Source organism: Streptomyces puniciscabiei (genome assembly GCF_006715785.1).
Lineage (GTDB): Bacteria > Actinomycetota > Actinomycetes > Streptomycetales > Streptomycetaceae > Streptomyces > Streptomyces puniciscabiei.
Genome location: NZ_VFNX01000001.1, coordinates 2075658 through 2100215, shown reverse-complemented (window position 1 = coordinate 2100215; position 24558 = coordinate 2075658). Strand labels below are relative to the sequence as shown.

The window sequence follows — 24558 nt, the reverse complement described above, 5'->3', positions numbered from 1 at the left end:
TACGTGCGCGAGCCTGACCCCGCCAGTGGTAGGCACAGCGGTCGTACGCAAAGGCGTGGTCTGGGTGGCCGGCCCGGATCGCGGCAGGCTGGGAGCCGTACCCGGTCGGAAGGCAACCGGGCACGGAACACCTGCTAGGAGAACCCCGGCATGACCACTGTTGCTGCGTACGCCGCGCCCGCCGCGAAGGCTCCGCTGGAGCGGACCACCATCGAGCGGCGCGCGGTCGGCGAGTTCGACGTCCTGATCGACATCAAGTTCGCCGGCATCTGCCACTCCGACATCCACCAGGCCCGCGAGGGCTGGGGCGAGGCCATCTTCCCGATGGTGCCCGGCCACGAGATCGCGGGGGTGGTCTCCGAGGTCGGCCCCGGTGTGACCAGGTTCGCCGTCGGCGACCGGGTGGGCGTCGGCTGCATGGTCGACTCCTGCCGCGAGTGCGAGAACTGTCTCAAGGGTCTGGAGCAGTACTGCCTCAAGGGCATGGTCGGCACGTACAACGCCGTCGGCAAGGACGGCGAGCCCACCTACGGCGGCTACTCCGAGAAGATCGTCGTCGACGAGAACTACGTCGTGCGCATCCCCGACGGCCTGTCGCTGGACGTGGCGGCCCCGCTGCTCTGCGCCGGCATCACCACCTACTCCCCGCTCAAGCACTGGAACGCGGGCCCCGGCAAGAAGGTCGCCGTGGTCGGACTGGGCGGCCTGGGCCACATGGCCGTCAAGATCGCCCACGCGATGGGCGCCGAGGTGACCGTCCTCTCGCAGTCCCTGCGCAAGAAGGACGACGGCCTGAAGCTGGGCGCCGACCACTACCACGCCACCAGCGACCCGAAGACCTTCGAGGAGCTGGCCGGCACCTTCGACCTGATCGTCTCCACCGTCTCGGCACCGATGGACTTCGGCGCGCTGCTGTCGCTGCTGAAGGTGGACGGCGCGCTGGTCAACGTGGGTGCGCCCGAGGAGCCCATCGCCCTGAACCTGTTCTCGGTGATCGGCGGCCGCAAGACCCTCGCGGGCTCGATGATCGGCGGTATCGCCGAGACCCAGGAGATGCTCGACTTCTGCGCCGAGCACAGCCTGGGCGCCGAGATCGAGCTGATCAGCGCCGCGGAGATCAACGAGGCGTACGAGCGGGTGCTGTCGAGCGACGTCCGCTACCGCTTCGTGATCGACACGGCGACCATCTGACCCTCCTGACCCTCCTGGTCCTCCGGGTCGTGATCGGCACGGCGGTCATGTGGTCCCGGGTCCATGATCGGCACGGCCGCCATCCGATGCCCTGGTGCGGAGAGCGGCCGGGCAGCCGAAGCGGGGACGGGCCACCACCGCACCCGTCGGTGCCGGACACGGCATCGGCGGGTGCGGGGCGGTGCGGGTGCCGAGTGAGGGGGAGGCGGCGGGCAGCTGGGGTGCGGTCAGCGGCCGAACCCGGCCGGCCCGGCCGCACCTGCTGTCGCACCGGTCGCGTGCCCGCGAGGACGACACCGAGCACGGTCAGCCCTGGTCGATCGAGAAGCCCTCTCCGGCGCGGTAGGCCCGCACGAGCGCACCCCCGTCCGCGCCCGGCCGTACGACGTGGGCGCGGCCCAGCCCCGCCACCCGGACCTCGCCGTCCACCACGTGGAGCAGGGTGTTCTCGTCCACGGCGACCCCGTACGGTGCCGCTCCGCGCGCGACCACCGCGATCAGCCGCGCGAGCGTCCCCCACTGGGCGGCGTGGACGTCCACCGCGAACGGCACCAGCCCGAGCCCCGGCCGTACCTCGACCTCCGCCAGGTCCTCCCCGGTCTCCTCCGGGCACACCGGCACCCCGTCCACCAGCCACCCGCCGACCACGGCCCGCCGCGCGGCGACGGCGGCACCGGCGGAGAACCCGGCATACGGCATCCCACGCCCGGCGAGCAGCGCCGGCAGCCGCTCCAGACAGTCGCCGAGCGCCTCCTGGTACGCGGGCGTCAGCCCACCGCACACCAGCAGCCCGTCGACCCCGGCCAGCCTCGCCTCCGGCTCGAACCGGCCGCCGAGCGGCACGAGCAGCGGCACGGGCGTGCCGGCCCCCGCCTTCCGCAGCACCTCGGCGTACCGCTCGAACTGTGCCGCCCCGTCCCCCTCGTCGACGATCAGGCACCCGACGCGCCGGTCCCCTCCGAGCGCGCGGACGAACGGCTCGTACACCTCGGCCGTGTCCCATCCACCACCGATCAGAAACGTGCCCATCGCTTTCCTCCCCCTTGTCGTACGGCTTCCGGCAGCTCGCGCGGCTTGCGCGGCTTCCGTGGCTTCCGCGGCTTCCGTGGCTTCGCGAACGGTGAATGTACGGGGGAGGGGCCGCACCCGTCGCCGGATTTACCCGGCCCGCCCCGCCGGCCCCAGCAGTTCGGCCGCGTTGCCGCCGAGGACGCGCTCTCGGAGCTCGGGGGAATCCGTCGCCCGCTCCACCATCGCGCGAGCCACGACCGGGTCGCCGTACGGCGCGTCGGAGCCGAAGAGCGTGCGCTCGGGGAGTTCGCGGACGGCGACCCGTACGGCGATGACCAGGAAGGCGGTGGAGAGCTCCAGGTACATGCCGGGCGTGTCCCGGACCAGCTCGACCGCCTCCATCCAGTGCAGGCCGCCCAGTTGGCTGACGACGAGGGGGACGCGCGGGTGGCGGCGGGAGAGGGCGGCGAGCGTGCGCAGGTCCTCGGCGGTGGTGGGGGCGAACCCGTGCACGACGACCGGCAGCCCGCCGTGATCGGCGGCGGCCCGCAGCACCGGCTCCAGCCGGTCCGCCCGTCCTGGCGCGGGCGTCAGCTCGCCGATGCCGTGCAGCCCCCGCCCCACCACGTCCTCGGCGACGGCACGCTCCACCTGGGCGTCCGGCAACTCCAGGGGCACGGAGCCGAATCCGATGAACCGCTCCGGATGGTCGGTGACCGCCGCGCTCACCTCGTCCAGAGCACCGGCGAAGGCCTCCCGCGATCCGCCCGTCCCGCCGAGCGCGCTGTCGAGCACGGCGAATTCACGGCGCAGGCCCGCCAGATCGGTGGCGCGCTCGGGATGGGGGCGAGTGGGGAACAGGACGGCCTTGTCGACGCCGGCGGCGTCGAGGGCCTCCAGGTGAAGACGGACGGGGTCGTGCACATGCCCGTGCGCATCGATGATCATGTCTCTCCTCCGGGACGCGGAATAGTGATCGCCGGGGGAGAGTTGCAGCCTGACACCGTGAGAAGGTCAAGCGGCGGGCGGAGCGGGAGGGGCGGCGGCGAATGCTGATCGGTGAACTCTCCGCCCGCACCGGCACGAGCCCCCGCCTGCTGCGTCACTACGAACACACCGGCCTGCTCACCCCGCACCGCCGCGTCAACGGCTACCGCGAGTACACGGAGGCCGACATCCCCCGGGTCCGGCGCATCCGCACCCTCCTCGCGGCGGGCCTGCCGACCCGGGTGGTCGCCGCTCTGCTGCCCTGCACCGCCGACGACCCCACGAGCGGCCCCACCCTAGCCCCCTGCCCCGGCGTCCCCGAGGCCCTGCGCCACCGGTTGACCGAACTCGACGAGCGGGTCGCCCGGCTGGAGACCGAGCGCACCGAACTACGCCGCCTGCTCGCCGACCTGACCTGAGTCCCGTCCGACCCGGCGTCCCTGCCCAGGTGCCGATACCGGCTGATGGTCGTCTTGCGAAGCCCCCGCCGCCTGGTGATGCTGGGCCCTGCGCGATCAGAGGGAGCTGTCGGGCGGACAACCGGGGGTAGTGGGTGAGCGCATCAGCGGATCAGGGGACCGAAGGGCCGCTGGCGGAGTTCGCGGCCCTGAGACAGGAGATCATTCAGCGGCAGGCCACTCAGCACAACGTTCTCGCGTTACAACTGACCATCTCCGGGGCGGTGTTCAGTTTCGCCCTCACCGGTACCTCCCGGAGCGGGTTCCTGCTGATCATTCCGGTCAGCACGTACATGCTGTGCTCGCGCTTCGTCGAGGACCATGTCGGCATCGGACAGCTGGGCCGCTACATCGGCGAGCATCTCGGTCCCCGCATACCGGGCGGCCTCGGCTGGGAGTCCTGGATCGCCCGGAACCCCGTGAGTTTCGGCATTCCGTGGTTGTCGTGGATCTACGCGTACTTCGTCACCTTTCCGGGTGTGGCAGTACTCGCCCTCGGGGCCTCGGCTCCTGCCGCGTTCACGACCGACCACGGTCGGCGGCCGCTGGCTGTGGCGGTCGGCCTGGCCGTCGTATGGCTGCTCGGTCTGACCGTGACGGCTCTGTGCTGCCTGCTGCTGTGGCGCACCGCCAGGTCGGCCCGGGAGCCCGGACCGAGCCACCGCGTCCTCCCGCCGGAACCGCGTCGTGAGCCGCTGGAGTGACGGCTGGGGGGCCGGGGTCGCGGCTCAGCCGGGGAGGGCGGCCGGGCTGCCGCCGTTGGCCTCGTAACCGGCCACCGCCAGGGCGCGGTAGAGGGCGAACTCGGCGGCCGGGTCGGCGGACAGCGTCCAGGGCAGCGCCCCGACGTGCCCGTCGACGTGTATCAGCTGGTGCATGGCCTCCTGCCAGCGCTCGGCGCGGACCAGGAAGAAGATCAGCAGATGGCGGACGTGCGCGAGCATCGGGTCGTCGGGGCGGGCCGAGTGCACCGCGTGCAGGGCGCCGTGCATCGCCTTGGTGACGACCTCGCTCTGGTAGAAGCTCGCCACCAGGTTCACCTCGGGGAGGTGCTCGAAGACCGCGAACAGGGGCAGCGCGGCGAGCAGCGAGCCCTGCGGTGCCCGGGCCGCGGCGGCCTCGGCGAAGGAGTACGCCTGCTCGCGCGAACCGTGCCACTTCTCGCACCAGTAGTGCAGCGCGGCCAGATGCGCGCCCATGTGATGCGGGGCGCGGTCGAGGATCTTCAGCCACAGCTGCTCGAACTCGTCCTGGGAATAGGCGAGTCCACGGGCGATGGACAGCTCGACGATGTACGGCACCGGGTCGCCGGGAGCGAGCAGGGCGGCCTGTGCGCACGCGTCCCGGGCCTCCTCCATGATGATCCGGAAGTCGTCCGTGCCCGGCGTCGAGGTCCGCCAGGCCTGCTGGACCAGGAACTCCGCGTAGACGGCGGCGCAGCCCGCGTCCTTGGGCCGCTCGGCCCGCCACACGCGCAGCCACTGGCCGCCCGGCGTCTCGTGTATCCCGCCGGGCCGCTGCTGCAGTTCCAGCGCGGCCGCGCCCGCGAAGGCCTGCACGCGCTGCCAGCGCGGCTCGCCCTCGGTCTCGGTGCCGGCCAGCAGCTGGGAGGCCGCGTGATAGTCCTGCGTGCGCTGCACCAGTTCCAGCACGTCCAGCAGATCCTGGTCGGGGCCCGGCATGCGCAGGTCCAGCTCCTCCTGACGCACGAAGCCGTAGGCCGCCGGGTCGGCGGCGTCGGGGTGTCCCGGGGGGACCTGCTCGATCACCCCGCGCCTGCGCCGCATGAACGACAGCAGCACGAAGCTCAGCATGAGCAGCGCCATGAGCAGCCAGAGAATCGCCATGCCACAAGCGAACCAGACGCCGCCGACAATTGGCCAACCCCGCCACGAGGCTGTGGAAAACTCCGGGTCTGTTCATGACGGCACGGGGACGCGGGGCGCGCACAGAGCGAGGGGAAACCCTTCGTCCTGTGCCGCTCGAGCCCGGTGGGCGTCAGGATCCGGTCAGGCGCACTACGCTCGGTGCACATGAGCGACAGGCACATCAGTCAGCACTTCGAGACCCTCGCGATCCACGCGGGCAACACCGCGGATCCCCTCACCGGCGCGGTCGTCCCGCCGATCTACCAGGTCTCGACCTACAAGCAGGACGGCGTCGGGGGGCTGCGCGGCGGCTACGAGTACAGCCGCAGCGCCAACCCCACCCGCACCGCCCTCGAGGAGAACCTCGCCGCGCTGGAGGGCGGCCGCCGCGGCCTCGCCTTCGCGTCCGGCCTGGCGGCCGAGGACACCCTGCTGCGCACGCTGCTCAGCCCCGGTGACCACGTGGTGATCCCGAACGACGCCTACGGCGGCACCTTCCGGCTCTTCGCCAAGGTCGTCACCCGCTGGGGCGTGGAGTGGTCCGTCGCCGACACCAGCGACCCGGCCGCCGTACGGGCCGCGATCACCCCGAAGACCAAGGCCGTCTGGGTGGAGACCCCCTCCAATCCGCTGCTCGGCATCACCGACATCGCCGCCGTCGCCTCTGTCGCGCACGACGCGGGCGCGAAGCTCGTCGTCGACAACACCTTCGCCACGCCCTACCTGCAGCAGCCGCTGTCGCTCGGCGCGGACGTCGTCGTCCACTCCCTGACCAAGTACATGGGCGGTCACTCGGACGTCGTGGGCGGCGCGCTGATCGTCTCCGACCAGGGCCTCGGCGAGGAGCTGGCCTACCACCAGAACGCGATGGGCGCCGTCGCCGGCCCCTTCGACTCCTGGCTGGTGCTGCGCGGCACCAAGACGCTCGCGGTGCGGATGGACCGGCACAGCGACAACGCCACCAAGATCGCCGACATGCTGACCCGGCACCCGCGCGTGACCAGCGTGCTCTACCCGGGCCTGCCCGAGCACCCCGGCCACGAGGTCGCCGCGAAGCAGATGAAGGCGTTCGGCGGCATGGTGTCCTTCCGGGTGCAGGGCGGCGAGGAGGCCGCCGTCGAGGTGTGCAACCGCGCCAAGGTGTTCACCCTCGGCGAGTCGCTCGGCGGCGTCGAGTCCCTCATCGAGCACCCCGGCCGGATGACGCACGCCTCCGCGGCCGGCTCCGCGCTGGAGGTACCCGGTGACCTGGTACGCCTGTCCGTGGGCATCGAGAACGTCGACGACCTGCTGACCGACCTCCAGCAGGCGCTGGGCTGACGGAGACGAACGCCGGAAGGCGCAGGGCCTCGTGGGGCGGGCCCGTGGCAGGTGGACGGTTGTCGGACGTCACCAGCCGGTGATCGGCGGAGTCGTCTGGGAGGGCGGCTCCGTCCACGGGTGCACTCGGGCCGCCCACACGCTGAACGCGACGACCGCGGCGCAGGCCAGCAGCCACAGCACCCGGCGGACGAGCTGCCGGCGCCTGAGCAGGCGCTCGCCGCGGCGCACCGCCTCCGCGCACAGGTCCGGCGGCACCGGTGCCGGGGCCCGCTCCATGATCTGCCGCGCGGCGGCCTCCCGTTGGGGCCGGTTCATCCCGCCCTCCCGCTGCGCCGGTGCCCCGACATCCACACGCTGCCGGGCCCGCCCGCACGCAGGGCGCTCCCCCCGCCCCGTCCATTCCCCCCGGCCGGAGCACTCCACCCGGCCGGAGCATTCCCCACGGCCGGAACGCCCCCGACGGCCGGTACACGCCACGCGCTGTTCGCTCCGCGCCCCCTCACGACGGTGCCACCTCCCTGCCCGCCGCCCGCGGCGTGGGGCGGCTCGGCGGGTGGAGCAAGGTGGCTGTCGCGCGGTCGCAGATGGTGTGGACGCGCTCTCGGGGGAGCCCGAGGAGGGCCGCGGCCTGTTGCTCGGCGACGCCTTCGTACAGGCGCAGCACCAGGATCAGCCGCTCCTGCGGGGTGAGCGCGGCGAGCGGGCTGCCGGGATCCGGGCGGGTGCGGCCGAAGGCGCCGTACTGGTGCCAGGTCGCGCGTGCGAAGCGGGTGGCGAGGTACTGGCGGGCGCAGTCGTACGGGTCCTCGCCGCGCAGCCGGTCCCAGCGCGCGTAGGTGTGCGCGAGCGCGAGCGTCAGCAGGCGCCGCGCGCGCGGGTTGGCGTCCGGCGCCTCCGCGGTCAGCAGCGTGGCGGCATGCAGCAGACGTCCGGCCGCGCCCGCGACGAAGGCCTCGAACTCGCGGGCCCTGCGGGAACTTCGGGACACCTGCCGCTCACGCACCGAGCCTCCCCCCTTGACGGGGCCCCGTCGGGTACGGGAAAAGGCGAACCGCGTACGACGCAGGACCCGGTCTCATATGAGGCCAGCGGCGGCCCGGGGTCAAGCCTTCGGAAGCGACCGATGCCGGGCGTGGCCGACGGGGTTCAGGACGTCGGCTGCTGTTCCGCCGGCGCGGGCCCCTGCACCGTCATCCGTGCGGACAGCGCGCGGTTGAACCGGGTCAGGAGCGTGCAGAACTGCTCGCGCTCCTCCGGTGCCCAGTCCTGGGTCAGCTCGGCCATCAGCTGACGCCTGGAGGAGCGCACCTCCTCCAGCCGCGCGGTCCCGCGCGGGGACAGCTGAAGGACCACCGCCCGCCCGTCCTCGGGGTGCGAGGTGCGCTTGACGAGCCCGGTGTCGACCAGCGGAGCCACCTGCCGGGTGACCGTGGAGGAGTCGATGCCCATGCTCGCGGCGAGCGCCTTGACGCCCATCGGGCCTTCCTTGTCGAGGCGGTTGAGCAGCAGATACGCCGCGCGGTCCATGGAGTTGCGCACCTGCCCGACGCCGCCGAGCCGTGTCTGTTCGGCACGGCGGGCGAACACCGCCACCTCGTGCTGGAGGGTGTCGAGGAGACCGGTGTCACCGACGGTCGTCATGTCCATCGACATTTCAGGTGTTGTGGGCATGGCCGGAGGCTCGCTTCATGAAGGGCTGCTGGGTTGGGGGACAGGGTACGCGGCCCGGCGGCGGACCGTACCGGCGCTGCGCAAACCGGTCTCGCCGCTTGGTCACACCCGTCGTGTACGACCGTGAACTGCGATGCTGGAGTCATGAGCTACGGCACGGCTGACTCCTTGCGTTCCGTCACCCTGGACGATGTGCGAGGAGCGCAGAAGATGCTCTCCGGCGTGGCACGGGTGACCGCGATGGAGGGCAGCCGGCACCTGACCCAGCTGGTCGGCGCGCCGGTGCATCTGAAGTGCGAGAACCTGCAGCGGACCGGCTCGTTCAAGCTGCGCGGCGCCTATGTGCGGATCTCGGGGCTGCTGCCGGAGGAGCGGGCGGCCGGGGTGGTGGCCGCGAGCGCCGGGAACCACGCGCAGGGTGTGGCGCTGGCCTCCTCGCTGCTCGGTGTGCACTCCACGGTGTTCATGCCGAAGGGCGCGCCACTGCCGAAGATCAGCGCTACGCGCGACTACGGCGCCGAGGTGCGCCTGCACGGCCAGGTGGTCGACGAGACGCTGGCCGCCGCCGAGGAGTACGCGGCCGAGACGGGCGCGGTGTTCATCCACCCCTTCGACCACCCGGACATCATCGCCGGTCAGGGTACGGTCGGCCTGGAGATCCTGGAGCAGTGCCCGGAGGTGCGCACGATCGTCGTCGGCATCGGCGGCGGCGGGCTCGCGGCGGGGATCGCGGTCGCGGTCAAGGCGATCCGGCCGGACGTCAGGATCGTGGGCGTGCAGGCGGAGGGCGCGGCGGCCTACCCGCCCTCGCTGGCCGCCGGGCACCCGGTGGCGGTCCGGAACCCGGCGACGATGGCCGACGGCATCAAGGTGGGGCGGCCGGGCCTGGTGCCGTTCGTGATCGTCAGGGACCTGGTCGACGAGGTGCGCATGGTCAGCGAGGACCAGCTGTCGGCCGCGCTGCTGCTGTGCCTGGAACGGGCCAAGCTGGTCGTGGAACCGGCCGGGGCGAGCCCGGTCGCGGCGCTGCTGGCCGCACCGGACACCTTCGAGGGGCCGGTCGTCGCGGTGCTCTCCGGCGGGAACGTGGACCCGGTGCTGATGCAGCGCGTGCTGCGGCACGGCATGGCCGCGCAGGGCCGCTACCTGGCCGTTCGGCTCCGGCTGACCGACCGCCCGGGCGCCCTCGCCACGCTCCTCGGGGTGCTGTCGGCGGTCGACGCCAATGTCCTCGACGTGAGCCACGTTCGCACCGACCCCCGGCTCGGGCTCACGGAGGCGGAGGTGGAGCTGCACCTCGAGACGAAGGGCCCGGTGCACTGCGCCGAGGTCGGCCAGGCCCTGCGGGACGCGGGTTACACCGTCATCGACTGAGGCCGGGCCGCATCGACTGAGGCCGGGCCGCCTCTCGTACCCCTTCGGCACTCGATCAGGTGAAGTCCATTGAGGAACGCGATATATCGCGTTATGGTGTGTGCTGAAGGCGCGCTGCTCGCGGGTTCTTTGCCCGTCCTCGGAAAAAACGCAGGCGCGTTTGAACGTGCAAACCTAACCTTTCCGAAGAATCCCGGACGACGATCCCCGATGACGTGGAGACAGACATGCCAGGCGCCATCCATGCCGAAGGCCTGGTGAAGACCTTCGGTGACGTAAGGGCTCTAGACGGCGTAGACCTGGACGTGCCCGAGGGCACGGTCCTCGGCCTCCTCGGGCCGAACGGCGCAGGCAAGACGACGACCGTCCGCTGCCTGACCACGCTCCTGCGCCCCGACAGCGGCAAGGCGGTCGTCGCGGGTGTGGACGTGCTCAAGGACCCCGACGCGGTACGCCGCTCCATCGGCCTGTCCGGCCAGTTCGCGGCGGTCGACGAGTATCTGACCGGCCGGGAGAACCTGGTGATGGTCGGGCAGCTGTACCAGATGAAGGGCAGGGCGGCGAAGGCGCGCGCGGCCGAACTGCTGGAGCAGTTCAACCTCGCGGACGCCGCCGACCGGCCCACCAAGACCTACTCCGGAGGCATGCGCCGCCGGCTCGACCTCGCCGCGGCCCTCGTGGTCTCGCCGCCGGTGATGTTCATGGACGAGCCGACGACCGGCCTGGACCCGCGCAACCGCCAGCAGCTGTGGGAGGTCATCAAACAGCTCGTCTCCGGCGGCACCACCCTGCTCCTGACCACGCAGTACCTGGAGGAGGCCGACCACCTCGCCCACGACATCGCGGTGGTCGACCACGGCCGGGTCATCGCCCAGGGCACCTCCGACCAGCTCAAGGCCCGCACCGGCGGCGAGCGCGTCGAGGTCGTGGTGCACGAGCGCGAGCACATCGCGAGCGCCGCAGAGGTGCTGAGCGGCTTGGGCAAGGGCGAGGTCACGGTCGAGGAGCACACCCGCGGGCTCACGGTCCCGGTGACCGGCGGTGCCAAGCTGCTCGCCGAGATCATCCGCGAGCTGGACACCCGCGGGATCGAGATAGACGACATCGGGCTGCGCCGCCCCACCCTCGACGACGTCTTCCTGTCGTTGACGGGACACGTGGCCGAGACCGCCGCCCAGGACGACGAGACGACCGCCGAGGAGACTGTGAAATGAGCGCCGTCAGCGATTCCCTGGTGGTCGCCCACCGGAACTTGATCCGCATGGGCCGGATTCCCGAGATGCTGGTCTTCGGGCTGATCCAGCCGATCATGTTCGTGGTGCTGTTCACCTATGTCTTCGGCGGCTCGATCCAGGTCGGCGCGTCCCACTCCACCCAGGCGTACCGCGAGTTCCTGATGGCCGGCATCTTCGCCCAGACCGTCACGTTCGCCACGGCGGGCGCAGGTGCGGGCATCGCCGACGACATGCACAAGGGCCTCATCGACCGCTTCCGCTCCCTGCCCATGGCGCGCGGTGCGGTGCTGACCGGGCGCACCCTCGCCGACCTGGTCCAGACGGCTCTGACCCTGCTCGTTCTCGCGATCGTCGCCCTGATCGTCGGCTGGCGCACGCACGAGAACCTCGGCAAGGTGCTCGCCGGATTCGCCCTGCTCCTGCTGCTCGGGTACGCGTTCTCGTGGATCGGCGCGCTCATCGGCCTGTCCGTACGCACTCCCGAAGCGGCGACCTCGGGCGGTCTGATCTGGCTGTTTCCGCTGACCTTCATCTCCAACGCGTTCGTGGACGCGAACAAGATGCCGGCCTTCCTGCGGCACATAGCGGAGTGGAACCCGTTCAGCGCCACCGTGCAGGCGTGCCGCGAGCTGTTCGGCAACCTTCCCCCGGGCTTCCAGACGTCCGGCGCCTGGCCCATGCAGCACCCCGTGCCGGCCTCGCTGATCTGGTCGGTCGTGATCATCCTGATCTTCCGCACGCTCGCGGTGCGCAAGTACCGCCGGGCCGCCGGTTGACGGCTCCGGGGGCCCTGCCGGAGCCGAAGCCCGGTCACCGGGGGCCGACTGCGACCGCGTCGCTCAGGGTCTCGTGGAGCTCGAGGTCATGCGTCGGTCTGGCGATGCGCAGCAGCCTGCGCACGCGCCCCTGGGGAACCACCACGCGCACCGTGCCTCCGCGCCGGACGGCCGTCCGGTGGGCACCGATGAGCGCACCCAGTCCATGCGCGTCGCAGAAGGTGACGCCGCCGAGGTCGATGATCACCTGGGGACGCCCGCCATGGTCGGCCACGAGTGCTCCCAGGTGCGTCCGCAGCCCCGGCACGGTGAAGATGTCGATCGTGCCCGCCAGGCTGGTGAACGTCCAGCCGTCGAGGCGGTCGACGGACACCCTCAGCTCCCTGTGCCCGTCCCCCCGTCGGTCCTCGCTGTCCATGGCGCACCTCCGCTCACGCCGCTACCGGTAGGTTGATGCGGGTCGAGGGGTGCCGGTAGGGGCGGCCGGTCCCCGGCGGGGTGCTGCAGGTCCCTGGTGCGGCAGGCCGTTCGGCCCATGGCACGGGCACGGGTCGAGGCTCGTCCCGCAGAACGGCCGGACCGCCCTCGTGCCTGGTGACGGTGACGGGTGACGGCCCCGGCCGGGCGGCCGACGGGCATCACCCGCGCCGCGGGACGCGTGACCGAAGGCGTTCCCGAGGCCTCCGCGGCCCCCGCGCTGTTGCGGAGGCAAGGGCCCGGCGTTGCAATCAAGTGTGAGGCACTTTGGCGGCGTCGTGCCCGCAGACCTCCCCGCTCCCGGGACGGGCGCCGGCCGGAAGGGGCTGAAGACCGACGCCCTGGGCATCTTCTCCTCGGTGGCCATGGGCCTTGCCTCCGCCGGCCCGGCCTACAGCCTGGCCGCGACGCTCGGCGTCATCGTGGCCGGGGTCGGGCTGCAGGCCCCGATCGTCACGATGCTGGCGTTCATCCCGATGCTGCTGATCGCGTACGCCTTCCGGGAGCTCAACGCGAGCAACGCGGACTGCGGGACCACCTTCACCTGGGCCACGCGCGCCCTCGGACCGCGCGTCGGCTGGATGGGCGGCTGGGGACTCATCGTCGCCAACACCATCGTCATGGCGAACCTCGCCGAGATCTCCGCGGCCTACGGCTTCCGGCTGGTGGGCCTGGACGCACTGGCGGAGAGCCGGCTGTGGACCACCGTGGTCGGCATCGCCTGGATCGCCGTGCTCACCGCGATCTGCTACGTCGGCATCGAGTTCTCGGCGGCCGTCCAGCGCTGGCTGCTGTGCCTGGAAGTGCTGATGCTGATCGTGTTCGCCGTCGCGGCGCTGGTCAGGGTCTACACCGACCCGCCCCCGACGGCGATCCATGTCTCCGCCTCCTGGTTCAACCCGTTCGAGGTGCCCTCGGCCAGGGCTCTGACCTCGGGCATCCTCGCGGGGGTCTTCATCTACTGGGGCTGGGACACGGCATTCTCGGTCAATGAGGAAACCGTCGACAGCACGCGCGTCCCTGGGCGCGCCGCGGTCATGTCCACCGTGCTGCTGCTGGTCATGTACGGCCTGGTGTCCACCTCGGCGCAGTCGTTCGCGGGAGTCGGCACCTCGGGCATCGGGCTCGGCAACACGCGCAACTCGGACGATGTGCTCTCCCAGCTGGGCGAGGCCGTGTTCGGGACGGACGGCACCGGGCTGCTCCTGTCGCGCATGCTCGTCCTGATGGTGCTGACCTCCGCGCTGGCCTCCGCCGAGACCACCATCCTGCCCCTGTCCAGGACCGTCTTCTCCATGGCGGTCCACAAGGCGGTCCCCGCCCGGTTCGCCCGGCTCCACCGCAGGTTTCTCACCCCGACCTGGGGCACGGTCGGCATGGGAGCGGCCTCGATCGCCCTGTTCGTCCTGCTGACGTCGTTCAGCCAGAACATCCTGGCCGACTCGGTCGAATCGGTCGGTCTCGCGATCGCGTTCCAGTACGGAGTGACCGGCTTCGCCTGCCTCTGGTACTACCGCAAGGTCCTGACCCGCAGCACCAGGGACCTGGTCTTCAAGGGCGTACTGCCGGCGCTGGGCGCGCTGATGATGTTCTCGCTGTTCCTCTACGCCGCCTTCGCCGTCTACGCGAAACCCGGGTACGGCATGACCGCCGTCGACCTGCCGCTGATCGGGAGGACGGGCGGGGTCACCGTCCTGGGCCTCGGCGCCCTGCTGATCGGTCTGCTGCTCATGCCGGTGGTCACCCGTGGCCACACCGTGGCCCTCAAGCTGCAGCGGAGCCTGCTGCCGCGCCGCCTGCCGGCCCACGCCGCCGTCGACTCGGCGAGCTGCTACCAGCCGGCCGACAGCGGGTCGGGGGTGGGCGGCGACTGGTACGACGTCATTCCCCTGTCGGGCACACGCGTCGGCCTGGTCGTCGGAGACGTGCTCGGGCACGGCCTGCGTGCCGCGGCCACCATGGGACGCCTGCGTACGGGGGTGCGCGTGCTGGCCCGGCTGGACCTGAGCCCGGACGAGCTGCTGTCCCGCCTGGCCGACCTGGTCGAGCAGACCTCGTACGAGGGCGGGGCCGACCGGGGCCCGGGCCACCCGAAACCGCAGACCGACGAGGCCATGGGCGTCAGCTGCCTGTACGCGGTGTACGACCCGGTCTCGGGCAGCTGCGCGCTTGCGCGGGCCGGGGAGCCGGTGCTGGCGGTCGTCGACGCGCGCACGGGCGTCGTCGACTCTCCGGAGCTGCCGAGCGGGCCGCCGCTGGGAATCGGCGGGCCGCCCTACCAGAGCACGGAACTGGACCTCGCGCCGGGCAGTCTCCTCGCCCTCTGCACGGACGGCCTCCTCCAGGCGGCCGACGACCGTGCCGCCGGGCTCGCCCGGCTGTCCCGCGTCCTTACCGGCGGCCACGGGTCCCTGGCGGAGCTGTGCGACAGGGCGGTGGCCACGCTGCTGCCCGGGCCGGTGGACGTGGACGCGACGCTGCTCGTGGTCCGCACCCGCCTGCTCGACCGGAACCAGTTCGCCGAGTGGTCGGTACTCCCGGACCCGGCGGCGGTGGCCACCATCCGCACCGCCGTCGGCAAGCAGCTCGGCGACTGGGGGCTGGACGACCTGGCGTTCACCACCGAACTCGTCGTCAGCGAACTGGTCACCAACGCCATCCGCTACGTCGGCGGTCCGATCCAGGTACGCCTGATCCGCGACCGGGCCCTGATCTGCGAGGTCTCCGACACCGGCCACACCTCGCCGAATCTGCGGCACGCCGCGAGCGACGAGGAGGGAGGGCGGGGCCTGTTCATCATCGCCCAGATGACCCACCACTGGGGCACGCGCTACACCAGCGCCGGCAAGACCATCTGGACCGAACAGGACCTCCCGCGACCGGGCGTCCGCTAGGCCCTGTCGTCAAACTCCCTCCCCCAGCCTTCGGCCGGGCGGTGCCCCCAGCCCCGCGACGCCATGCACGCTCCCCCAAAGGGGGCACCCCCACTCGCCGCACCGGGCGCAGACCCAAGTACATCCAGTACGAGGGTCAGCGCCCGGCACTCCCCCAGCCTTCGGCCGGGGGGACCCCCAGAGCACGCACCTGACGCCGCAGGGCCGCCCTCCGGGCGACGACGGGAGTTTGACGACAGGACCTAGGCACCCGGCGCCGGGCACGGCGAAGCCCCCGGGGCCGGGCGGGGGTCCGCCGGCCACCGGGGGCCCGAGGTCACATCGGGTGGGGGCTCAGCCCGAGTACGGCTCGGCCTTCAGGATCCGCACCGAGGCCTTCTTGCCGTTCGGCAGTTCGTACTCCGCGTCCTCGCCGACCTTGTGGCCGATCACGCCCGCGCCGAGCGGGGACTGCGGCGAGTACGTCTCGATGTCGGAGCTCGCGTACTCGCGGGAGGCGAGCAGGAACGTCAGCGTGTCGTCCTCGTCACCGTCGAAGGCGATCGTGACGACCATGCCCGGCGCGACGGCACCGTCGGCGGAGGCCGGAGCCTCGCCCACCTTGGCGTTCTCGAGAAGCTGGGTCAGCTGCCGCACGCGCAGCTCCTGCTTGCCCTGCTCCTCCTTGGCCGCGTGGTACCCGCCGTTCTCGCGCAGGTCGCCCTCCTCGCGCGCGGCCGCGATCTTGGCGGCGATCTCCGTGCGCGCAGGACCAGTAAGGTACTCAAGCTCGTCCTTGAGCTTGTTGTACGCCTCCTGGGTCAGCCAGGTGACGTTCTCGCTGGTCTGGGTCACAGGGTGCTCCTCGTCGGTACTGGGAATACAAAGCATCGCCCTACCCAGAAGAATGTTCCCTCTCGGGTGGGCGAAACCACGAGCCTAACAATTCGAGGCCGGAAGGGGGAGGACATAAGCCATCAGAATTACATCAACGCAGGTCAGCGCGTACGTATTCCGGGTGATGCCGGGGATGTCCGGCCCCGTCAGCCCGTGTGACAGCCGAGCAGCTCCGCCGTCGTGCCCTTCGCCGTCGTACGCAGCGTGACGACCCGGTCGATGCGCGTGGCCGGCCCGGTGAAGCGGAAGTCGGCCCGGCCCACCTCGGAGCCGTCCGCCGCCTGGGAGCGCAGGGTGCAGTAGCCCGAGGTGCCGGAGTCCTTGCGGACCTCCAGATGCACCTCGACCGCGTTGTCCGTGGCGTCGAAGGCGATCACCTGGGCGCTGATCCTGCTCTCCGCGACATAGTGGTAGGCGAAGTAACCGACCAGTGCGAGCAGGGCCGCACCGAGCACCGCACCGGCGACCTTGAGCCTGCGGTCCGTGCGCTCGTCCGAGGAACGGCCGTAGCGGCCCTCGGGCAGCCGCGTGCTCGCCGTACTCATGATCGTCCTCTCGGCCGGAACCGGTCCCGGAATTATTCGCCCCCCGATTCCGTCACTATAGAAGTCGCCGACTGCGCCCGGAGCCACGGGGGCGCCGACTTACCGAGGATTGAGTCTTGACTGACCAGCTGCGACTGATGGCCGTTCACGCGCACCCCGACGACGAGTCGAGCAAGGGCGCGGCCACCATGGCGAAGTACGTGTCCGAGGGGGTGGACGTGCTGGTGGTGACGTGCACCGGCGGAGAGCGCGGGTCCATCCTCAACCCGAAGCTCCAGGGCGACAGGTACATCGAGGAGCACATCCACGAGGTACGCAAGAAGGAGATGGACGAGGCCCGCGAGATCCTCGGGGTCAAGCAGGAGTGGCTGGGCTTCGTCGACTCCGGCCTGCCCGAGGGCGACCCGCTGCCGCCGCTGCCCGAGGGCTGCTTCGCCCTGGAGGACGTCGACAAGGCGGCCGGCGAGCTGGTGAAGCAGATCCGCTCCTTCCGGCCGCAGGTGATCACCACCTACGACGAGAACGGCGGCTACCCGCACCCCGACCACATCATGACCCACAAGATCTCCATGGTGGCGTTCGAGGGTGCGGCGGACACCGAGAAGTACCCGGAGGCCGAGTACGGGCCCGCCTACCAGCCGCTGAAGCTGTACTACAACCAGGGCTTCAACCGTCCCCGCACCGAGGCGCTGCACCACGCGATGCTCGAGCGCGGCATGGAGTCGCCGTACGGGGAGTGGCTCAAGCGCTGGGACGAGATGCAGCGTGTCGAACGCACCCTGACCACGCACATCCCGTGCGCGGACTTCTTCGAGATCCGCGACAAGGCGCTGATCGCGCACGCCACGCAGATCGACCCCGACGGCGGCTGGTTCAAGGTCCCGATGGAGCTGCAGAAGGAGGTCTGGCCCACGGAGGAGTACGAGCTGGCGAAGTCCCTCGTCGACACCTCCCTCCCCGAGGACGACCTCTTCGCGGGCATCCGGGACAATGCCTGACATGAGCGCAAGCGTGAGCCCGGCAGTGACGCACCTCGTCCCCCTGGCCGACCTCGACCAGAACAAGGTCACCCCCGGTGTCCTCGGATTCATCGTCTTCGCGGTGATGGCCCTGGCGGTGTGGGGCCTGATGAAGTCGATGAGCAAGCACATGAACAAGGTCGACTTCAAGGAGTCCCCGGACTCCGAGGCGAAGCAGACCGAGAACGCCGACTCCGCCACACGGCGGCACTGACCCGGGCGTCAGCGCCCCGCCGCCACCGCCACCCCCATCACCTCCCGGGCGTGGCGGTCCGGTGTCATGTGCAGCCGCCAGGCCTGCCAGCCGTCCTCCAGGCTGACCCCGCGTTCCAGCAGCAGGGCGTACGCCGGGACGTACTCGGCCAGCTTCTCGTCCCGCAGGGGATGGCCGGCGCGGGCCAGCTGGGCCAGCTCCTCCTGGGCGACCGCCGTGCCCACCTCCGCCCCGCCCGGCGCCGCGTACGGCAGCAGGGTGCAGCGCAGGAAGCGGGCCCAGTCCTCGCCGCGCCGGTCGCCGTAGGAGGCGAACAGGTCCAGCGCCTCGTCGGCGAGGGCCAGCGCGGCCTGCGTACGGGCGTTGCCCGCGTCGACCACGGCCAGCTCCAGGCAGGTCCACGCCTCGCCGTGGGCGACGCCGATGCGCTGGAAGTCGGCGCGGGCGTCCACCAGGAGCTGCCGGGCGAAGCCGGAGTTGCGCAACGAGCCGGTCTGCGCGGCCCGCTGGTCGCGGGTGACCCGCGCCGAGTGGTGCCGGGCGCAGGCCAGGCCGTACACGTCCCGCATGCGGGAGAACATCGTGCGGGACCGCTCCAGGTCGCGCACCGCCAGGTCCAGGTCCCCGGCCTCCTCCAGCGCCTGGCCCCGGTAGTACAGCGTCCACGCCTCGCCGCGCGCGTCCTCGTTCTCCCGGTGCCGGGCGGCTGCCTGCCCAAGGCCCTCCACGGCCGGTGAGGCGTCGCCGGCCACCAGCCGGGCCCGGGCCAGCTGGGTCAGCGCCCACGCCTCGCCGCGCGCGTCCTGTGTCCGGCCGTACCGCTCCAGGGCCGCCCGCAGCTCGGTCTCCGCACGCGGCACGTCCCCCATCCGCAGCGCCAGCTGGCCGAGCTGGAAGTACGCCCAGGCCTCGCCGTGCACCGAGCCGCCCTCGCGGTGCAGCACCAGCGAGCGGGTGAGCAGCTCGAGCGCCTCGGCCGGCCGGGCCCGGTCGCGCTGGACGGCGGCCAGGGCGTGCATCGTCCAGGCCCGGTCGGTGGCCAGCTCGGGGGCCGCCTGCATGTCCAGCGCCTCCCGCAGCTTGGCGGCGGCGTCCGTGAGGTTGCCCTGGTGGTGCAGGGTGATCCCGAGCGAGCACAGGGCCCGGGCCGCCCCCGCCTCGTGGTGCGCCTCCCGGTACAGGTCCACCACCGACGCCAGCGTGGAGCGCGCCTTGTCCAGCTCGCCCAGCTGCCGGGCCGCGATACCGGTACGCCACTGCACCGAGCGCACCAGCAGCCCCTGGTCCACGGCCTCGGCCAGCTCGCTGATCTCCCCGAGCCGGTACAGGTCGCCGCGCAGCAGGCAGTAGTCGCACAGCGCGCCCAGCAGGTTCTGCACCGCCGCCTGGTTGACGCCCTCGGCGTGCCGCAGGGCCGCGGTGATGAAGCTGGACTCGTCGTCCAGCCAGCGCAGCGCCTCGTCCAGCGAGGTGAAGCCGTGCGGGCCGAACTGGTGCGAGCGCGTCGACATGTTCCCGTCGACCAGGCGCAGCACCGAGTCGGCCAGGTCCGCGTAGTTCACGATCAGCCGTTCCTGCGCGGCCGCGCGCTCGGCCGGGTCCTCCTCGTCCAGCAGCCGGGCCTGGGCGAAGGCGCGCACCAGGTCGTGCAGCCGGTAGCGGCTGCCGCGCACATGGTCGAGGAGGCCGGCCCGGGCGAGGGCGACCAGGTGGCGGGTGGCCTCGGCCTCGTCCGTGGCGAGCAGCGCGGCGGCCGCCGCGGCACCCAGCGAGGCCCGGCCCGCGAGCGCGAGCCTGCGCAGCAGCCGGCGCGCGGGCTCCGGCTGGTCGGTGTAGCGCAGCCACAGGGCCCGCTCCACCGGCTCCACCGGGCCGTACGCGCCCAGGTCCGTGGCCAGCTGCCGGGGTGAGCGCGGGCCGAGCGCGGAGCCCGCGATCCTCAGCGCCAGCGGCAGCCCGCCGGTGAGGTCCCGGATCCGGTCGGCGGACTCGGCGTCGTACGGCCCCGACGCGTCCTCGGCGACGGCGCCGAGCAGTTCCTCGGCTCCTGCCGCGTCCAGTGCCTCGACCGGCAGGTGGTGCACCCAGGCCGGCAGGTCCGCCGGCAGCTCCAGGGCGTCGCGGGCGGTGACCAGGACCAGGCTGTCGGAGCGCTCGGGCACCAGTGCCCGCACCTGCTCCGGGTCCGCGGCGTCGTCCAGCACGATCGTCACCGGCAGACCGGACAGATGCTGGTGGTACAGCTCGCCGAGCCGCTTGACCTGCTGGTCGGGGGAGGAGCGCTCCCGGAACAGCAGCTGCTCGCGGGGCGCGCCGAGCCGGTTGAGCAGGTGCAGCAGGGCGTCCCGGGTCGCGAGCGGGGCCTCCTCCCGCCTGCCGCCGCGCAGATCGACGACCACCGCGCCGCGGAAGTGGTCCCGCAGCTCGTGCGCCGCGCGCACCGCGAGCGTGGTCCGGCCCGATCCGGGCTCGCCGTGCAGCACGACCACCGTCGGCCGGGTCTCCGTGGCCGCCCGGGCGGCCTGCGCCCACTGCCGGATCCGCGCCAGCTCCGCCCGCCGCCCCGCGAACGCCCGGTCCGCGTCCGGGAGTTGCCCGAACGACTGCTCCAGCACCGAACGCCGGCGGGCCGCCGCGCTCTTGTCCGTGCCGCGCAGCGCCGGGCCGCCCTTCTTCTTCGGGGCCGTGGACGCGGTCAGTACCCGCTGCTGGTCGAGGAACGGGCGGATGCCGCGCACTTCCAGCGCGGTCAGCCACTGCAGCCGCAGCTGTTGGGGGCCGCCGGGCTGCCCGGCGGCGCCGGCGCGGTGATGCGCGGCGGGCAGATGGGCGCCGGCCACCTTCACCACGGAGGCGGTGGCACCGGCCACGCCCGCGGCGACACCCGCGCCGACGGCCGTGCCGGCGCCGGTGCCGAGGGAGACGTCGGCCACGGCCGCGGCCACCGCCGCAACCAGCGCCGCCAGCAGGGCGGTTCCGGCGCCCTCGCGCGCGTAGCGCTGCCCGAAGGTCAGCCGGCCCGCCTCAGTCTCGTCCAGTGCGCGGACGTAGGCCTCGTACTCCTCCCCGGCCGCCCCCGCCATCGTGTCCAGCGCGCCGCGCGCCCGCGCCAGCAGCACCTGCCCGTCGATCCGCCCGCCCGAGCGCCGTACCTCCTCCTCGACGGCCCGCACCAGCAGTCGCTCGGCCTCCACCCGATGGCCGTCCCGCATGTCCCGTCCCCCTCCGGCGTCAACTCCGTTGTCCACGAGTGTCCTTCGGGGAAGGCGGGATGGCGAGGGGGTGACGATCAGCGGGTGCGGTGAGGGTTTCGTGACCGGCGTCGGAGCGCGGCGGTCCAGCCCCCCGCGGCGTTCGGCATGTGGCCCGGCCGATCTCGTGCGCAGAGCTAGGGCGCCTGCCGGTGGCCCCGGCCCTTGCCCACCGCCAGGCACACGCATGCCCCGGCCAGCGCCCCCTCCGCCACCGCGCACAACAGCGCCTCGGCCAGCGGGGCGCCCGTGGGCGAGGTCGTTATGTCGAACCACGCGTCCAGCACCGCCACCGACGCCGTCGCCGATGCCGTGAGGCGGGCCCGCGGGTCGCCGCGCAGGCCGAGCAGGGCCGTTGCCGCGCAGCCCGTCGCCATGAGGGCGTCGAGGCCGATCCAGGCCAGCGGCCAGTTGTCGACCCGCGCGCTGCCCGGCAGGGTCACCGCCAGCACCACCATCCACGGCACCAGCAGGGCCGCCGCCCCCAGCAGGACCCACGGCCATTTCTTCCGGACGGTCGCGGTCGCCCTCATCGTCCCTTCACCATCCCGTCCTCCCTCTACGCGTCCCGTCGACTGTCACCACCGTAGACCGCAGAGAAAACTCTGCAAAGAAAATTCGGCAGACATCGGGGACTTCTCGGGGTTCTCAGGGCTACCGTGGCCGCATGACCGACGGCATGTCCGAGATGACCAGCCTGGAGCGCACCGCCCTCTACAAATCCCTCGGCAACCCGCTGCGCCGCCGGATCCTCGAGTACCTCGGCCGGCACGGCGAGGCGAACTCCACCGTCCTCGCCCGAGAACTCGGCGAGAGCTCCGGCACCACCAGCTACCACCTGCGCAAACTCGCCGAGCAGCGGCTCATCGAGGAGATCCCGGAGAAGTCCGGCGGGCGCGAGCGCTGGTGGCGGTCGCTGCCCTTCCGGCACACCACGCCCGACCCGGCGACGATGACTCCCGAGGAGTACCAGGCCGCCGCCCGGCTCGCCCACCTGAAGATCGAGTGCGACACCGCCCTGTACCGCCGTGCCCACCAGGAGTACCGCGGCCCCGAGGGCTGGGCCCAGGTCCAGCGCCACGGCACCTGGCTGACCAGGGAGGAACTGCTCGCCTTCATGCGGGAGTACCGCGCCCTGCTGGAACGCTACGGCCACCCGCGCGAGGAGGCCCCGGACGGGGCACGCCCGGTACTGATGCGTTTCTACGCCGTCCCCGAGCCCGTGGGAGAGTGGAACGGTGAACCGACTGGCCCATGAGACGTCCCCGTACCTGCTCCAGCACGCCGACAACCCCGTCGACTGGTGGCCCTGGTCGGCCGAGGCCTTCGACGAGGCGCGCACCGCGAACAAACCCGTCCTGCTGAGTGTCGGGTATTCGAGCTGTCACTGGTGTCATGTCATGGCTCACGAGTCCTTCGAGGACCGGGCCACCGCCGACTACCTCAACGAGCACTTCGTCAACATCAAGGTGGACCGCGAAGAACGCCCCGACGTCGACGCCGTCTACATGGAGGCCGTACAGGCCGCCACCGGGCACGGCGGCTGGCCGATGACCGTGTTCCTCACCCCGGACGCCGAGCCCTTCTACTTCGGGACCTACTTCCCGCCCGCGCCCCGCCACGGCATGCCCTCCTTCCGGCAGGTGCTGGAGGGCGTGCAGCAGGCCTGGGCCACCCGGCGCGACGAGGTGAGCGAGGTGGCCGGGAAGATCGTCCGCGACCTCGCCCAGCGGGAGATCGGCCACCAGGCCGCGCAGCCGCCCGGCGAGCAGGAGCTCGCCCAGGCCCTCCTCGGGCTCACCCGTGAGTACGACCCGCAGCGCGGCGGATTCGGCGGGGCGCCCAAGTTCCCGCCGTCCATGGTGCTGGAGTTCCTGCTGCGGCACCACGCCCGTACCGGCGCCGAGGGCGCGCTGCAGATGGCGCAGGACACGTGTGAGCGGATGGCCCGCGGCGGGATCTACGACCAGCTCGCCGGCGGGTTCGCCCGCTACTCGGTCGACCGCGACTGGGTCGTGCCGCACTTCGAGAAGATGCTCTACGACAACGCGCTGCTCTGCCGCGTCTACGCCCATCTCTGGCGGGCCACCGGATCGGACCTCGCCCGGCGCGTGGCCCTGGAGACCGCCGACTTCCTCGTGCGTGAAATGCGCACGGACGAAGGCGGGTTCGCCTCGGCGCTCGACGCCGACAGTGACGACGGGAGCGGGCGGCACGTCGAGGGCGCGTACTACGTGTGGACGCCCGAGCGGCTGCGCGCCGTCCTCGGGGACGCGGACGGCGACCTCGCCGCCCAGTACTTCGGCGTCACCGACGAGGGCACCTTCGAGCACGGCCAGTCCGTTCTCCAACTGCCGCAGAGCAACGCCGTCTTCGAGGCGGGGAAGATCGCATCCATCAGGGAACGGCTGCTCGCCGAGCGCGCCGGACGCCCCGCCCCCGGCCGGGACGACAAGGTCGTCGCCGCCTGGAACGGCCTCGCCGTCGCCGCGCTCGCCGAGACCGGTGCCTACTTCGACCGGCCCGACCTGGTCGAGGCCGCCGTCGGCGCCGCCGACCTGCTCGTGCGGGTGCACCTCGACGAGCACGCCCGGCTCGCCCGGACCAGCAAGGACGGCCGTGTCGGCCCCAACGCGGGCGTGCTGGAGGACTACGCCGACGTCGCCGAGGGCTTCCTCGCGCTCGCGTCCGTGACCGGCGAGGGCGTCTGGCTCGATTTCGCCGGGCTGCTCCTGGACCATGTGCTCGCCCGCTTCACCGACCCCGGGACCGGCGCGCTCTACGACACCGCCGCCGACGCCGAGCGGCTGATCCGCCGGCCGCAGGACCCCACCGACAACGCCACCCCGTCCGGCTGGACCGCGGCGGCGGGCGCGCTGCTGAGCTATGCGGCGCACACCGGGTCGGAGCCCCACCGTACGGCGGCCGAGCGGGCGTTGGGGGTCGTGAAGGCCCTCGGGCCGCGCGTGCCCCGGTTCATCGGCTGGGGACTCGCCGTCGCCGAGGCCCTGCTCGACGGGCCGAGGGAAATCGCCGTCGTCGGTCCCGGCCTCGACGAGGAGAGGACGGCCGCCCTGCACCGTACGGCCCTTCTGGGCACCGCACCGGGCGCCGTCGTCGCCGTCGGCACCGCGGACAGTGACGAGTTCCCGCTCCTCGCCGACCGGCCCCTGCACCAAGGCGGAGCGGCCGCGTACGTCTGCCGTAACTTCACCTGTGACGCGCCGACGCCCGATCCGGAACGGCTGCGAGCGGCGCTCAGCAGTCGGTGAGCGGCGCAGACGTCCGAAAACATGAACGGGTGAAGTGTCCGAGTGTGAGCGGGTGTTCGGTTAAGTACCGGTACCCGTAGCACCGTTACGAAACAAGCATTTTATCGGAAGAGCTC

23 protein-coding genes are annotated in these 24558 nt (G+C 72.1%); 12 read left to right on the top strand and 11 right to left on the bottom strand.

All coding sequences use genetic code 11. The features are described 5' to 3' along the window. Positions 1–150: 150 nt before the first annotated feature. Positions 151–1191 carry an NAD(P)-dependent alcohol dehydrogenase gene (locus FB563_RS09375; RefSeq protein WP_055709511.1) on the top strand — a complete coding sequence of 347 codons (1041 nt, stop codon included), beginning with the start codon at positions 151–153 and terminating at the stop codon, positions 1189–1191. A gap of 306 nt (positions 1192–1497) precedes the next feature. Here the strand turns inward: FB563_RS09375 and FB563_RS09370 are convergent, their stop codons facing one another. Further along, entirely contained in the window at positions 1498–2220 is a 723-nt protein-coding gene (locus FB563_RS09370) for a type 1 glutamine amidotransferase family protein (RefSeq protein WP_055709512.1), read from the bottom strand. 129 nt (positions 2221–2349) lie between these two features. Continuing rightward, positions 2350–3150, bottom strand: a complete 801-nt coding sequence (locus tag FB563_RS09365) for an amidohydrolase family protein (RefSeq protein ID WP_142218586.1) — start codon at positions 3148–3150, stop codon at positions 2350–2352. Between the two features lie 101 nt (positions 3151–3251). On the opposite strand from FB563_RS09365, the gene FB563_RS09360 reads away from it, so the two are divergent. Together FB563_RS09360 and FB563_RS09355 are read left to right on the top strand one after the other, a co-directional pair. Then, entirely contained in the window at positions 3252–3608 is a 357-nt protein-coding gene (locus FB563_RS09360; protein WP_142218585.1) for a MerR family transcriptional regulator, read from the top strand. A gap of 134 nt (positions 3609–3742) precedes the next feature. After that, positions 3743–4351, top strand: coding sequence for a hypothetical protein (locus FB563_RS09355; protein ID WP_055707045.1), 609 nt, complete (start codon positions 3743–3745; stop codon positions 4349–4351). A 24-nt stretch (positions 4352–4375) separates the two neighbouring features. On the opposite strand, the gene FB563_RS09350 is transcribed toward FB563_RS09355, so the two are convergent. Further along, entirely contained in the window at positions 4376–5494 is a 1119-nt protein-coding gene (locus FB563_RS09350) for a hypothetical protein (RefSeq protein WP_055707044.1), read from the bottom strand. 186 nt (positions 5495–5680) lie between these two features. Between FB563_RS09350 and FB563_RS09345 the strand changes: the two genes are divergently transcribed. Beyond that, positions 5681–6835 carry a cystathionine gamma-synthase gene (locus FB563_RS09345; RefSeq protein WP_142218584.1) on the top strand — a complete coding sequence of 385 codons (1155 nt, stop codon included), beginning with the start codon at positions 5681–5683 and terminating at the stop codon, positions 6833–6835. Between the two features lie 69 nt (positions 6836–6904). Here the strand turns inward: FB563_RS09345 and FB563_RS09340 are convergent, their stop codons facing one another. The 3 genes from FB563_RS09340 to FB563_RS09330 all read right to left on the bottom strand — a co-directional run bounded on the left by FB563_RS09340 (position 6905) and on the right by FB563_RS09330 (position 8491). Beyond that, positions 6905–7153 carry a hypothetical protein gene (locus tag FB563_RS09340; RefSeq protein ID WP_142218583.1) on the bottom strand — a complete coding sequence of 83 codons (249 nt, stop codon included), beginning with the start codon at positions 7151–7153 and terminating at the stop codon, positions 6905–6907. A 184-nt stretch (positions 7154–7337) separates the two neighbouring features. Beyond that, complete coding sequence (locus FB563_RS09335) at positions 7338–7841, bottom strand: sigma factor-like helix-turn-helix DNA-binding protein (RefSeq protein ID WP_055707230.1); 504 nt, start codon at positions 7839–7841, stop codon at positions 7338–7340. Between the two features lie 143 nt (positions 7842–7984). Then, complete coding sequence (locus FB563_RS09330; protein ID WP_199832868.1) at positions 7985–8491, bottom strand: MarR family winged helix-turn-helix transcriptional regulator; 507 nt, start codon at positions 8489–8491, stop codon at positions 7985–7987. A gap of 162 nt (positions 8492–8653) precedes the next feature. Between FB563_RS09330 and ilvA the strand changes: the two genes are divergently transcribed. From ilvA to FB563_RS09315, 3 genes are all read left to right on the top strand, one after another. Next, positions 8654–9883 carry a threonine ammonia-lyase gene (ilvA, locus tag FB563_RS09325; protein ID WP_055707231.1) on the top strand — a complete coding sequence of 410 codons (1230 nt, stop codon included), beginning with the start codon at positions 8654–8656 and terminating at the stop codon, positions 9881–9883. Positions 9884–10110: 227 nt separating this feature from the next. Then, on the top strand, positions 10111–11097 hold the full coding sequence (locus FB563_RS09320; RefSeq protein WP_055707232.1) for an ATP-binding cassette domain-containing protein: 987 nt from the start codon (positions 10111–10113) through the stop codon (positions 11095–11097). Next, positions 11094–11894 carry an ABC transporter permease gene (locus FB563_RS09315; RefSeq protein WP_055707233.1) on the top strand — a complete coding sequence of 267 codons (801 nt, stop codon included), beginning with the start codon at positions 11094–11096 and terminating at the stop codon, positions 11892–11894. The genes FB563_RS09320 and FB563_RS09315 overlap by 4 nt, the downstream gene beginning before the upstream one ends. 34 nt (positions 11895–11928) lie before the next feature. Here FB563_RS09315 and FB563_RS09310 read toward each other — a convergent pair whose 3' ends face one another. Continuing rightward, on the bottom strand, positions 11929–12267 hold the full coding sequence (locus FB563_RS09310; RefSeq protein ID WP_159045544.1) for an STAS domain-containing protein: 339 nt from the start codon (positions 12265–12267) through the stop codon (positions 11929–11931). A 382-nt stretch (positions 12268–12649) separates the two neighbouring features. Here FB563_RS09310 and FB563_RS43950 point away from each other — a divergent pair, with 382 nt between their 5' ends. Beyond that, entirely contained in the window at positions 12650–15265 is a 2616-nt protein-coding gene (locus FB563_RS43950) for an amino acid permease (RefSeq protein WP_055707235.1), read from the top strand. 333 nt (positions 15266–15598) lie between these two features. On the opposite strand, the gene greA is transcribed toward FB563_RS43950, so the two are convergent. After that, entirely contained in the window at positions 15599–16099 is a 501-nt protein-coding gene (greA, locus tag FB563_RS09300; protein WP_055707236.1) for a transcription elongation factor GreA, read from the bottom strand. Positions 16100–16287: 188 nt separating this feature from the next. Then, positions 16288–16686, bottom strand: a complete 399-nt coding sequence (locus FB563_RS09295) for a DUF4307 domain-containing protein (protein WP_055707237.1) — start codon at positions 16684–16686, stop codon at positions 16288–16290. Between the two features lie 137 nt (positions 16687–16823). On the opposite strand from FB563_RS09295, the gene mca reads away from it, so the two are divergent. Together mca and FB563_RS09285 are read left to right on the top strand one after the other, a co-directional pair. After that, a complete protein-coding gene (gene mca, locus FB563_RS09290) occupies positions 16824–17684 on the top strand; it encodes a mycothiol conjugate amidase Mca (protein ID WP_055707238.1) in 861 nt (286 codons plus the stop codon). After that, entirely contained in the window at positions 17677–17919 is a 243-nt protein-coding gene (locus FB563_RS09285) for a hypothetical protein (RefSeq protein WP_199832867.1), read from the top strand. Before mca ends, FB563_RS09285 begins: the two co-directional genes overlap by 8 nt. Before the next feature lie 8 nt (positions 17920–17927). On the opposite strand, the gene FB563_RS09280 is transcribed toward FB563_RS09285, so the two are convergent. Together FB563_RS09280 and FB563_RS09275 are read right to left on the bottom strand one after the other, a co-directional pair. Then, a complete protein-coding gene (locus FB563_RS09280) occupies positions 17928–21131 on the bottom strand; it encodes a tetratricopeptide repeat protein (protein ID WP_055707240.1) in 3204 nt (1067 codons plus the stop codon). Positions 21132–21307: 176 nt separating this feature from the next. Continuing rightward, entirely contained in the window at positions 21308–21703 is a 396-nt protein-coding gene (locus FB563_RS09275) for a hypothetical protein (protein WP_055707241.1), read from the bottom strand. A 134-nt stretch (positions 21704–21837) separates the two neighbouring features. Here FB563_RS09275 and FB563_RS09270 point away from each other — a divergent pair, with 134 nt between their 5' ends. Both FB563_RS09270 and FB563_RS09265 read left to right on the top strand, forming a co-directional pair. Further along, positions 21838–22428, top strand: a complete 591-nt coding sequence (locus tag FB563_RS09270; RefSeq protein WP_055707242.1) for an ArsR/SmtB family transcription factor — start codon at positions 21838–21840, stop codon at positions 22426–22428. Beyond that, on the top strand, positions 22409–24442 hold the full coding sequence (locus FB563_RS09265; RefSeq protein WP_055707243.1) for a thioredoxin domain-containing protein: 2034 nt from the start codon (positions 22409–22411) through the stop codon (positions 24440–24442). The genes FB563_RS09270 and FB563_RS09265 overlap by 20 nt, the downstream gene beginning before the upstream one ends. Positions 24443–24558 lie beyond the last annotated feature (116 nt).